This is a genomic window from Flavobacterium polysaccharolyticum, assembly GCF_038739875.1.
GTDB classification, from domain to species: Bacteria; Bacteroidota; Bacteroidia; order Flavobacteriales; family Flavobacteriaceae; genus Flavobacterium; species Flavobacterium polysaccharolyticum.
Window position 1 is genome coordinate 115,909 of sequence record NZ_JBCGDP010000014.1, and the last position, 12,068, is coordinate 127,976.

At 34.2% G+C, this 12,068-nt stretch carries 10 protein-coding genes; 2 read left to right on the forward strand and 8 right to left on the reverse strand.

The window, feature by feature from the left end; translation table 11 throughout:
- Positions 1 to 306: 306 nt before the first annotated feature.
- The 7 genes from WFZ86_RS14260 to WFZ86_RS14290 all read right to left on the reverse strand — a co-directional run bounded on the left by WFZ86_RS14260 (position 307) and on the right by WFZ86_RS14290 (position 6,149).
- The gene (locus tag WFZ86_RS14260) at positions 307 to 2,139 is read right to left on the reverse strand and encodes a hypothetical protein (protein WP_342692549.1); all 1,833 of its coding nucleotides are present in this window, start codon (positions 2,137 to 2,139) and stop codon (positions 307 to 309) included.
- 42 nt (positions 2,140 to 2,181) lie between these two features.
- Positions 2,182 to 2,673, reverse strand: coding sequence for a hypothetical protein (locus tag WFZ86_RS14265; protein WP_342692550.1), 492 nt, complete (start codon positions 2,671 to 2,673; stop codon positions 2,182 to 2,184).
- A 32-nt stretch (positions 2,674 to 2,705) separates the two neighbouring features.
- Positions 2,706 to 3,242, reverse strand: a complete 537-nt coding sequence (locus tag WFZ86_RS14270; RefSeq protein WP_342692551.1) for a mechanosensitive ion channel domain-containing protein — start codon at positions 3,240 to 3,242, stop codon at positions 2,706 to 2,708.
- A 10-nt stretch (positions 3,243 to 3,252) separates the two neighbouring features.
- Positions 3,253 to 3,834, reverse strand: coding sequence for a Maf-like protein (locus WFZ86_RS14275; protein ID WP_342692552.1), 582 nt, complete (start codon positions 3,832 to 3,834; stop codon positions 3,253 to 3,255).
- The gene (locus WFZ86_RS14280) at positions 3,827 to 4,753 is read right to left on the reverse strand and encodes a geranylgeranylglycerol-phosphate geranylgeranyltransferase (RefSeq protein ID WP_342692553.1); all 927 of its coding nucleotides are present in this window, start codon (positions 4,751 to 4,753) and stop codon (positions 3,827 to 3,829) included. Before WFZ86_RS14280 ends, WFZ86_RS14275 begins: the two co-directional genes overlap by 8 nt.
- 123 nt (positions 4,754 to 4,876) lie before the next feature.
- Positions 4,877 to 5,404 (reverse strand): KdsC family phosphatase, encoded by a 528-nt coding sequence (locus WFZ86_RS14285; protein WP_342692554.1) that lies wholly within the window; start codon positions 5,402 to 5,404, stop codon positions 4,877 to 4,879.
- Positions 5,388 to 6,149, reverse strand: coding sequence for a Rossmann-like and DUF2520 domain-containing protein (locus WFZ86_RS14290; RefSeq protein WP_342692555.1), 762 nt, complete (start codon positions 6,147 to 6,149; stop codon positions 5,388 to 5,390). The genes WFZ86_RS14285 and WFZ86_RS14290 overlap by 17 nt, the downstream gene beginning before the upstream one ends.
- A 199-nt stretch (positions 6,150 to 6,348) precedes the next feature.
- On the opposite strand from WFZ86_RS14290, the gene WFZ86_RS14295 reads away from it, so the two are divergent.
- Entirely contained in the window at positions 6,349 to 9,540 is a 3,192-nt protein-coding gene (locus tag WFZ86_RS14295) for a cytochrome c biogenesis protein (RefSeq protein WP_342692556.1), read from the forward strand.
- Between the two features lie 136 nt (positions 9,541 to 9,676).
- Positions 9,677 to 10,264, forward strand: a complete 588-nt coding sequence (locus WFZ86_RS14300; RefSeq protein WP_342692557.1) for a glutathione peroxidase — start codon at positions 9,677 to 9,679, stop codon at positions 10,262 to 10,264.
- A gap of 207 nt (positions 10,265 to 10,471) precedes the next feature.
- Here the strand turns inward: WFZ86_RS14300 and WFZ86_RS14305 are convergent, their stop codons facing one another.
- The gene (locus tag WFZ86_RS14305) at positions 10,472 to 11,419 is read right to left on the reverse strand and encodes a tRNA dihydrouridine synthase (RefSeq protein WP_342692558.1); all 948 of its coding nucleotides are present in this window, start codon (positions 11,417 to 11,419) and stop codon (positions 10,472 to 10,474) included.
- Positions 11,420 to 12,068 lie beyond the last annotated feature (649 nt).

Below are 12,068 nucleotides of genomic sequence, written 5' to 3' on the forward strand. Positions count from 1 at the left end.
TTTTTTACTTGATATATTCACTACTTTAGAGTCACTTCTTATTTATGCTATGAAAACAATGTAGTTTGCCCAGCATCAAAGCGGTCTTATACATACATGGTTTTAATGATTACTTTTTTCAGTCGGAGATAGCATTTTGAATGTAAAAGATATTAGAGCAGGAGCAGAGGGGATTCTTGCTTAAAAACGTACTATCGTAGCAATAGAGGGCGGGATGCATGATTTGATTTTGTCACCTCTTGAGGTTCGGGAACAAGTTTATCCTACTTTGTTTGAGTGGTTGAAGCAAATTATAAAATGTTTTTTTTACTTATAAATCACCGTTCGGGGTTTATTTAACTCAAAATCAAGTAAGCCAAAATCACTGGTTTCAAAAGCATTCGTTCTTAGGTTTTTATCATCGGGACCAAAAGTAGTGGGATAATAAGCAAACGACAACTGAAATGAACTAAACACCAAATAGTCATTATTGATGATAAAACCCAATCCAATGCTAGAGTAGGTTTGATTCTTCAAGTTTGTTTTTTTATCATTTCCAAGAACTCCAATGGTATAATTGAAAAACGGGTTCAAACGAAAACCCCAGAGATTCCAAGGGGAATAACTTTGTGTTTGCGCACTAAAAACCATTTTTTTGGTTCCATACAAGGCATTGTTGAATCCAGGAATTCCATTTTCACCATTTAAAGTAATTTGATCGCCAGTTGTAGCCAATCGGTTATTGCCAAAAACAACTTGTTGTTTTAAAAACTGTCTGATTTTCCAATCGCCAATCTCGTATAATTTGGTAAAATAATTGGCTTGAAATGAAAATGCGGATTGAACCGTTTTGGAATCCTTAAAAAAAGTACCCCATTCAGCATTCATGCTGAAAAATCCCCAGCGGTAGTAATTTCCAAACGAAGCTCTTGTGGCTAAATACAACTGTCCTTTGTGATTTTTTCGCTGATATCCGGTGGTCAAACTGTAGGTTTTTCCAATAGGAACATCTTCTATAATACCGTTGTTGAACAAATAGCGTTCTTGGATAAAGTTTCTTGTATTGATACCCACACTTGTGAGCAGTAGTTTTTCATCGGTATAAAAACCAACGCTGTCGTAGGCAACCAATGGATTTTCTAAATAATTAATATTCAGAAAACGCCCAGCTATAATCAAGTTGGTTATTTTACTTTTCTCTGAATTGTCGTTATCCATCGAGAAAGCATGTCCAAGCCAGTAATCATCGGTATTGAATTTGAATCGCTGTTGCGCAAAAACGCCATTTTTATCAGCCAAAGTATCCTGTCTAAAACGTTGTTCGTAGAGGATACCACCGCCCCATTTGGTCAAAGGCGAAACAAATAATCTCGAAGCTTCCAAACTTCTGTTGAAATTACTTTCTGTATCTTTTTGATTAGAAGCTTGCAATTTGATGAAGGTTTTGCGAAAATTGTTTACTGTATATTGCAGTAAATGACCGTTTTGACCATCCTCGAAACGTTTGGTGTATTCGCCCCGTATTTCGTGACCTTGACCGATAAAGTTGCGCTCTCTAAGTTTTAAGGTTGTTTCAGTATTGCTAAAAGATCCATTTGGAATTAAACTCCAAGAATCTAAAACTTGAATAAAAACATCAACATAGGCGGGATTTTCTGCTACAATTTCCATATTGACCACTACATTGTTGACAAAACGTTGTGCTCGAATTAAACGCATACTTTCTTTAACCATTAATGAATCTAGTGGTTCATTTTCGTTGATGAGCAATACTTTGCGAACAGTATAGTCTTTGGATTTTATATGTAATTTATTTCCCCATTCTTCTGCTGTATTGAGTCTTTTTCGGAAGGTTATTGTATCGATGTTTTGTATTCTTTTTCCAAACGGATCAAGTGTAGTTATCGAAATATTTCGGATTATTTTGTCTTGGTATGGATTAAAATCTAATTTGGCAACTTTTTTTTGAGGAAGAGTTGGTTTTATGGGGATAAAGATTAAGCGATGCAAAAAACTAGTCGCTTTTTTCTTTTCAGAAAATTGTTGGATGTTTTTGTAAATTTTGGTACTATCCGCTTTTGGTTTTTCTTGTTGCGAATAGCTTAACTGACATTTGAAAAACAGTACGACTAGTAAAGCAAAATATCTTTTCTTAAGCATAGTCTGTACTGTTTTTAAATATTTTATTGGAAAGGAGAAAAGTTAATCTCTTCCTCTTCCGTGATTTCCTTTATCATGATTTTTTCCATGACCTCTATCATGATGATCGTCACGGCGATTGTCTTGACGTTCTTCATCACGATGTTCCTCTTTGTAATGTCCTCTTGCTTTTTGAGGCTTTCCTTTATAACCTTTATAATACTTTACTTTGTGAGTATTGTAATAAACATAAGGAGTGTTTCCTCTATAGTCAGTTAAAGGTACTTTATATCCGCGATATAAATCATAGTTGCTGCAATAGCTTGGCAATCTGCGTGAACGAATCCAGCGTCCGTTACCAAAATAAATGTATTCTGCTTTTCGAATGTCAAAATAAATTTGAATGTCAGGTAAAAAATAATAGGCTACGTCGTCATAGCCCACAGGGCCCCAGGCCGGTGGTGTACCAATATTTACATTAATAGAAACCTGAGCTTCAGTAGCAGTTGCTCCAAAGAGTAAGATTCCAATAATAAATAATTTAAATGCTTTCATTGTATTTAGATTTGGTTAATATTAAGGGTAATTTAATCTGTAAATTCATTATTAGTATCGGAGGAACTCTTCTTTATAATCGAAATTCCTTTTTGAAAAAACAAATTATTTGGATAAATAACCATTTCACCTTCCTTGGATCGGATAGTTACGTGAAAAGCACCAATATCTTCAATTTCTCCCTCTACGAGATATTCTTTGTCATGTATCAAAATAATATCACCAATTTTGAACGGAAACGAAAAGAACAAAATAATTCCCGCAGTGATGTTGCTCAAAATAGACCATTGTGCAAACATAGCTACACCAATTACTGTTGCTACGGATGAAATAGTGATAAAAATATCTTTGGCTTGTACACCCCAAATTAAAATTAAGGTAATAACCGCTAAGATATTGATCAATATGTTAATGTATTTGATGACCAAGTTGGTTCTTCTCTCAATGATTTCACTAGTTTTAGCATACCGTCTAACTAGTTTGGTAACCAAGGTTCGGGTAAGAAAAACGATCAACAAGAGTACACCTGTACTAATTTCTTCTTTTAGATATTGATCAAAAAAATCCATGTAAGTTAATTTAAAGTTGACTTAGATATTCAAACACTTTGTCTGTAGGCATTCCCATAACATTAGTATAGGAACCTTCTATTTTAGAAACCCCAATAAACCCAATCCATTCTTGAATTCCATAGGCTCCCGCCTTATCAAAAGGTTGGTAATTGTCTAAATAATATCGAATAGCTTCGTCACTCAATGCATTAAAAGTGACTTTTGTGGTCTCGGAAATGACTTCTGTTTTGTTTTTTGTTTTGAAACATACAGAAGTGATGACCTCATGTGTGTTGTTTGATAACGACTTCAAGATTTCAAAGGCCTCTTGGGTATCTTTCGGTTTTCCTAATGGACAATTTTTGTGCCAAACAATTGTGTCACTTGTAATAAGAAGGTCGTTATCTTGTAATTCGCCCTCAAACGCATTGGCCTTCAGTATAGATAGGTAATTTGTGATTTCTTCAGCTTTTAGTGTTTCTGGAAAAATTTCTTCGACGTCTTTGAGCCGTATTTCAAAATCCAAATCTAAGTCTTTAAAAAATTGTTGCCTTCTTGGCGATCCTGAAGCCAAAATAATTCGATAAGGTGCTAATTTATTTTTAAGCATGGTGTTGAATATTGTAAGTGAGAATTGGTAATAGAAAGAGTCCAAAAAAGACAACCCATTTGAGAACAGTGCTCAAGTGGTGAAACTCAGTTTTGGTTTTAGCAGTCGCTATTTTTATGGTAAAATACAAAAAAGGAGCGATGATAAAAATTATACTATAAATCGTAATCAGATGTAAATCGTTCAAAACAAAGTAACGATACATATAATTAAGAAGTAATCCAATCGGGATGAGACTCAAAACGGCAATTAACTTGGTTGTTTTAGAAATACCTAAACGAATGGCCAAGGTACTCATTCCTTGGTGATCATCGCCTTTGATATCTTCTAGATCTTTCGTAATCTCTCTTATCAAATGTAACAGAAAAGCAAAAAAAGCATAGTCTATCAGTATGCTGAAAATTTGTATCATTTGTCTTTGATTCTCCGCATAAGTCACTGGGAACAAATCAAAAACTCCAATAATCAATACGCTTATGGCTAATAATAAAGCGACAATGATATTCCCAATCAAAAGCATTTGTTTTAGCGTGGTTGCATAAAAATACAGTGTGGCAGCAATTAAAATAAACAACGCAGCAAAATTCGGTTTGTCAATTACGTTCGAAAGATAAAAACCAATGCACACACCGGTTATGGTTACTCCAACATACAGGTTATACGCAACACTTTCTTTGATGGTTTTACCAATAAGTACTTTATCGGGTTTGTTGATGGCATCGGTATCTTGGTCAAAAATATCGTTGATAACATAGCCGCCTGCTGCAATGAAAAGCGTCGCTAAAACTAACATAACATATTGAAAGTTGGATAAGGCTAAGCTACAATTTTGTTCTTTCAAGAAACCGAAACGTAAAATCAATTGCATTAATGCTAATAAAAGTAGGTTTTGATAACGTATTAATTGGAGGTATTTCATCGTTTTTGGGACGGTTTAATTTATGATGTTAGTTTGGATTTTGGTTCCGAAACTTCAGGATTAGTTTTTTAATTCTATATTCTATTTTCTATATTCTATTTTCTGACTTCTGACATCTCACTTCTAATCATGTTTCCCGTCAAAACTTTCCATCCATTTATCTTGTACTTTCATCACTTGCTCAATGACATCTCTAACCGCTCCTTTTCCGCCATTTTTATGAGAAATGTATTTTGAAATGGTTTTTATTTCTGGACTTGCATCTTGCGGACAAGTCGGTAATCCCACCAATTGCATCACGTGGTAATCAGGAATGTCGTCTCCCATGTACAAAACGTGTTCAGGCAGAATATTATAGACATCGGTATATTCGTCAAACGTTGCCACTTTATCGGGGGTGCCTAAATGGATGTCAGTGATGCCTAAATTTCTCAAGCGTACTCGAACGCCTTCATTACTTCCGCCAGAAATAATACAAACATTGTAGCCATTATCTACAGCTGCTTTTAGTGCGTAGCCATCGCGAATGTTCATCGTTCGTAGCATTTCGCCTGCGTTATTTACAAATACAGAACCATCAGTAAGTACGCCATCTACGTCAAACACAAACGTAGTAATATCATTCATTATTTCTTTATAACTTTTTGCCATGATTTTGTATAGATTGGGTTAAGATTTTATATATAGTGGATTGATTTTCATTGGATAAAAAAGATTCATGCGCCTCGATAGTAGAAACATCATTGCGTTTGGCAGGTCCAGTTTGGGCTTCTTTTGGTGATAATGTCAGGAGTTTTTCGGCCGTTTCAAGAATTAAGGGTTTTAGTATATCAAAAGGAACGTGGTTTTCTATGCAAATTTCATTACCTAATTGATATAAATAGTTGGTAAAATTATTTACAAAAACTGCGGCCACATGCAATGCTTTTCGTTGATGAGAGTTGATGGCGTGAACATTGTCTGAAATGGCAGTTGCAACTTTCTCTAAAATGGGATAGTCCTCAGGTATAGAAGTTTCTAGACACATGGGAATTACTTTGAAGTTTACAGGTTTCCCTTTAGTGAACGTTTGCAAAGGATAAAAAACCCCTTTTCTGTTTTTGCCATTTAACGAGTCTAAAGGAGCTGCTCCCGAGGTATGAACGACCAAGCGGTTTTCAAAAGGTAATTGTGATGAAACACTGGCTATGGCATCATCAGAAATGGCAATGATATAGACATCGGCTTCTTTCAAATCGCTAAAATTAGAGATTATTTTTTTTGAATCGATTTCAGGGATTATCGTAGTTGGATTTCGGGAATACACCTGAACGATTTCTATATCCGTTGCGGTTAGAAATGTCGAAATAAGATGTTGTGCTACATTACCAGCGCCAATAAGTGTTACTTTGATCATCTCGCAAAAATAGTGATTTTTTCATAGTGATAAAAGGGATTGTTTTACCCTAGATTTCATGTTTTAAATGATTATTTCAAACGTTTTTGGGATGAATTTGAAGGCTTAATTTTAGATTAAATTAACAAGTGTGTTCGTTTCAAATCAACAATATTTAAGTACTTTTGCGACACTTTTACAAAATCAATTCATAATATAAATGGATAAAAAATACTACTCCTTTTTATTTTCGACGCGTTTGATGGCTATTTTATTTATTGCGTACGCAGTGGCCATGGCAACAGGAACTTTTATCGAAAGTAAATACAATACAGATACGGCTAAAATTTGGATTTACAATGCTTGGTGGTTTGAAGCGATTCATGTGTTTTTCTTGATTAATTTCTTCGGAAACATCAAAAGATATCAGTTATTAAAAAAAGAAAAATGGGCTACTTTATTGCTGCATTTGGCTTTTATTTTCATCATCATCGGGGCATTTATTACGCGTTATATTAGCTACGAAGGCATGATGCCTATTCGCGAAGGAGCAACAGAAAGCCGAATTTTTTCCGATAAAACATTCGTTACTGTTTTTGTGGATGGGGAGTACAAGGGCGAACCAAGACGCCGAACTTTTGAAGAACCAGTTTTGTTATCTCCAGTAACCAAAAATGATTTTTCTATATCGGATAAGTTTGCCGACATACCATTTGAAGTTAACTACGAAAACTTTATCATGGGTGCCAAAGAATTTATCAAACCTGATCCTAAAGGGATTTTATATCTAAAAATTGTAGAAGCGGGTGAAGGTGGAAGAGAAGAACATTTCTTAAAAGAAGGAGAAGTACAAAACATTCATAACGTTTTGTATGCTCTGAATAAATATACCGAAGGAGCAATCAATATTACGACTACGGGAAAAGAATACACTATTCAAACCCCATTTGAAGGAAACTTTATGCGAATGGCGGATAAGTTGCAAGGAAAAGTAGCCAAAGATGTGGTGCAACCCTTAATGATGCGTTCTCTTTATTCAATTGGTGAAAAGCGTATTGTTTTTCCAGAGCCTGCTGTTAGAGGGGTAATTGCTTATGAATCAAATAATGATTTTAAAGCCAAGAGTCATGAAGATGCTATAGAATTGAGTATCACCTCGCAAGGAAAGACTGAAAAAGTAACTATTTTGGGTTCTAAAGGTAAAGTGGGCGAGCCTAAAACCGTAAAAATTGGAAAATTAGATTTTGCTATTTTCTATGGAAGTAAAGAGTATATGTTGCCTTTCAAAGTAAAATTGAATGATTTTATAGCAACTAAATACCCTGGAACGGAAAAGAGTTATTCGGCTTTTGAAAGTAAAGTAACTGTTTTGGATGGGAAAGATAATTTTGATGCGCGTATTTATATGAATCATGTGTTGGATCATCAACAATATCGTTTCTTTCAATCCTCTTTTGATCCTGATGAAAAAGGAACAGTACTTTCAGTAAACCATGATTTTTGGGGAACCAACATCACTTATTTTGGGTATTTTTTATTGTATTTTGCTATGATGGCGATATTATTTACCAAACATTCTCGTTTTGGCGATTTGAAAAGAAAATTAGAAATAGTTAAGAATAAGAAAGCCAAATTACTTTCTATTTTCTTGTTGTTTTTTGGACTACATGGTTTTGCACAAAGTCATGAAGGACATAATCATACAGAAGGTGACGGACATAATCACGAGCAATCCGTGATGCATACCCGAAAAGCTCCAACTGAAGCTGAATTGGATGCGCTGTTGAAAACCAATACTATCAAAGCAGAACATGCGGCTAAATTTGGACGATTGATTATTCAAGATGCCGGTGGAAGGATGAAACCAATCAATACTTTTTCTTCTGAATTATTGCGAAAAGTGAGTCATGCAAACACTTTTAAAGGGATGAATTCGGATCAGGTTTTCTTATCCATGACACAATTTGCGAATATTTGGTTGGAAGTACCTTTGATTTATATCACCCCCAAAAACGATAGTATTCGTAAGATTATAGGTGTTGATAGCAAGGCTAAATTAGTTCCATTCATCAAGTTTTTTGATGAAAAAGGAAATTATAAATTGTCTCCTTATTTGGATGCTGCTTATAAAGCAGCCAATCCAAATAGTTTTGAAAATGATTTTATCGAAACCGATAAAAAAGTCAACTTGATGGAATCAGCTTTGAGCGGACGAATCTTGAAAATTTTCCCAATACCTAATCATGAAAATTCAAAATGGGTTTCCTTCTTAGAATTAAATGAAGCAGGATTAAAAGGAATGGATTCAACCTATACCAAAAGCATTTTACCCTTGTATTTTGGTACCTTGAATAATGCTATCAAGACCCAATCCTATGACACTTCTGATGAATTACTAGAAAGTATCAATGGGTTTCAGAAAAAATTTGGTGGAAAAGTGTTGCCTAGCGAAAAGAAAATTGATTTGGAAATAGCTTACAATAAGTATGATGTTTTTCAAAAACTACCAAATATTTACCTGTTAGCGGCAATGATGATGTTCATTTTTACGATCTTACAAATTTTTAAAGATAGAAAAGCATTACGTATAATAATAAATGGATTTCATGTTTTTATTGGACTTTTATTTGCATTGCATACGATAGGGTTGATTGCAAGATGGTATATTTCAGGGCATGCACCTTGGAGCAACGCTTACGAATCTATTATATATATTGCATGGGCCACCATGTTCTTTGGATTGGCTTTTGATAGAAAATCAAAACTAACCGTAGCTTCATCAGCCTTTGTTACGGCTATGATTTTATGGGCGGCATCTCTGAACTGGATTGATCCAGAGATTGCAAACTTACAACCGGTTTTGAATTCGTATTGGTTAATGATACACGTGGCGGTAATTGTAGCGAGTTATGGACCGTTTGCCCTAGGTATGATTTTGGGATTTGTTTCTTTGTTGTTGATTTTCTTTACCAACGAAAAGAACAAAGAAAAAATGGACTTGAACATCCAAGAGTTGACGTATATCAATGAAATGGCTTTAACTATTGGTTTGATAATGTTAACCATAGGGAACTTCTTAGGAGGACAATGGGCTAACGAAAGTTGGGGACGTTACTGGGGTTGGGATCCAAAAGAAACTTGGGCTTTAATCAGTATTATGGTGTATGCTTTTGTGATTCACATGCGATTCGTTCCTTCGTTAAGAGGAAAATGGATTTTTAATTTGATGAGTATGTACGCTTTTCTTTCGATTTTATTCACGTATTACGGTGTAAATTTCCACTTGGTAGGCTTGCATTCTTATGCGAGTGGTGAAGCAAAATCCTTAAGCTGGATTTGGTATTCTTTAGGTGCTTTCTCTTTAATCGGATTGCTAACGTATCCTAAATATAGAAAGTTTTATAAAAAGTAACTTTAATATTATTTAAATTCAAAATCAGCTGTTTTTACGATCAGCTGATTTTTTTTTGATAAAAGATTAACTTTTGTTGATGTAATCAAGATGGTTTTAAAACAAATAAATGGTTAATTTTATAAAAAATTACAGTATGAAAAAAATAGTTTCAATAGTAAGCGTAGCATTACTATTTTTTAGTTGTCAAAATCAAGCACAAACCTCAAAAGTTAATTCTACAGTTATGACTACCAATCTTGCCAAAGAAACAATCTATCAATTTAAAGTTACTGATTTATCTGGAGAGTCCTTTGATTTCGCTACTTTAAAAGGAAAAAAAATAATGATTGTAAACACAGCTTCTAAATGTGGTTTGACACCTCAATACAAAGATTTAGAAGCCTTGTACAAAGAATATAGCAGCAAAGGATTTGTAATTGTAGGTTTTCCAGCGAATAATTTTGCCTCACAAGAGCCGGGAACCAAAGAGGAAATAGCTACGTTCTGTCAACAAAATTACGGTGTAACTTTCCCGATGATGGACAAAGTTTCAGTAAAAGGAAGTGATATGTGTGCTGTGTACCAGTTTTTAACTCAAAAAGCTAAAAATGGACTGAAAGATTCAGAAGTAGAATGGAATTTTCAAAAATACTTATTGAACGAAAAAGGGGAGTTAGTCGATGTTATTTCACCTAGGACCTTACCAATAGACCCAAAAATTGTGAATTGGATAAAAAGTTAGTTTGTTTTATATATCAGTTTTAGAATTTTAATTTTAAAAAGAGTTTGCTTTGGCAAGCTCTTTTTTTGAAGTAAATCCAACCATTTGTTTAGACTTATTTTTGTTGGTATTTATTAAAAAACTGTTTATATCCTTTTAAATCTTCGTCATCCGTGTTTCAATTTAAAGTGATTAACAAAAATATAATTTGCGAATTTGCGGTAAAGCTTACAACTCTTTAGCTATAATTTCTTTTACCGTGGCTTCATAATTTTTGATACTTTTGGCTTTTTTAATATTCTTATGCACTTTGTGTGGATTGGAAAAAAGTACCGAAAAGTACTCCCATAAATGATGCATTTTTAGTAGAATATGAGTAGCACCAGATAAGGATTCGCAGTAGCCTTCGTAAAGTGTGTCATGAAACTGACTAAAGACTTCCATTTTGTTTTTTGGGTATTCAAAAGTGTTGTTTTTGATCATATTAGGTAGAAAGGGATCTGCAATCAATCCGCGACCAATCATCCAGTGATCGATACTAGGGAAACGTTGCTGCATCTTTTGAAATTGCGCTACCGAAGTAATGTCTCCATTGTAATACAACTTGTGTTTGGTAGCGTCAATGCAGTTTTGAAACCCTTCCAAATCGACACCTCCTTTGTACAATTGTTTTCCTAAACGAGCGTGAATGGCAATGTTTTTTATGGGATATTGATCCAAAATAGGGAGGACGTCTAGTATTTCTTGTGGCGATTCGTAGCCTAGACGCATTTTCATCGAAACAATGATGTCTGTTTCTGTATGTGCTCTGTCGAGTATGTGATTGATTTTTTCGGTATTGCTGATGAGTCCTGAACCCATACCTGATTTTGTCACCATCGGGTAGGGGCAACCTAAATTCCAATTGAGTTCTTTGTATCCCAATTCTTTTACATATCGAGCAACAAATAAAAATTCTTCGGCATCGTTTGTGATTACTTGCGGAATCACTTCAAGCGTATCATTGTTTTCGGGAAGTAAATCTCTGTGATAGGAGTTTTTGATAACCAATTTCCCATTCAATCGAATGTAAGGCGAATAAAAAGTGTCGATACCTCCAAAATATTTTTGTTGTGCATTTCGAAAGCGGTAATCGGTGAATCCTTGCAAAGGTGAAGAAAGCAATGTAAAACTCATAGTTGTAATAAAGCTGCAAAGATAAGTCATTCAAGCGGAAGGCGACTCATTAATTATTTTCTGTTTTTTAGCCACTAATTCACGAATTAATAAAATAAAAAGAATTCTAGAAATTACTCAAATTCAAGAGAATTTAAAAATAAGTTTTTTAGCCACGAATTCACGAATTAATAAAATAAAAAGAAGCCTAGAGATTATTCAAATTCAAGAGAACTTAAAAATTTGTGTTGCTTTTTAGCAATATATTTAAAATTTAATTCGTGAATTCGTGGCTATTATTTAGTACGAATTCACGAATTTATAAAATAAAACGAAGTCACCAGATTACTCTAATTTGTAGCTATTCTGTTATTTTTTTAGACATTAATTGCCTCCAACTTTAGTTGGAGGGGTAAAATTTGAATGTTTTAATGGCTTTAGCCAAAATTAGCTGCTTTTATTTGGCTAAAGCCAATGCAATCAATCCTTTTAACTCCAGCTAAAGCTGGAGCCAATTGAAACTAGATTATAAAACAATCTTAATAACTCCAGCTAAAGCTGGAGCCAATTGAAACTAGATTATAAAACAATCTTAATAACTCCAGCTAAAGCTGGAGCCAATTGAAACTAGATTATAAAACAATCTTAATAACTCCAGCTAAAGCTGGAG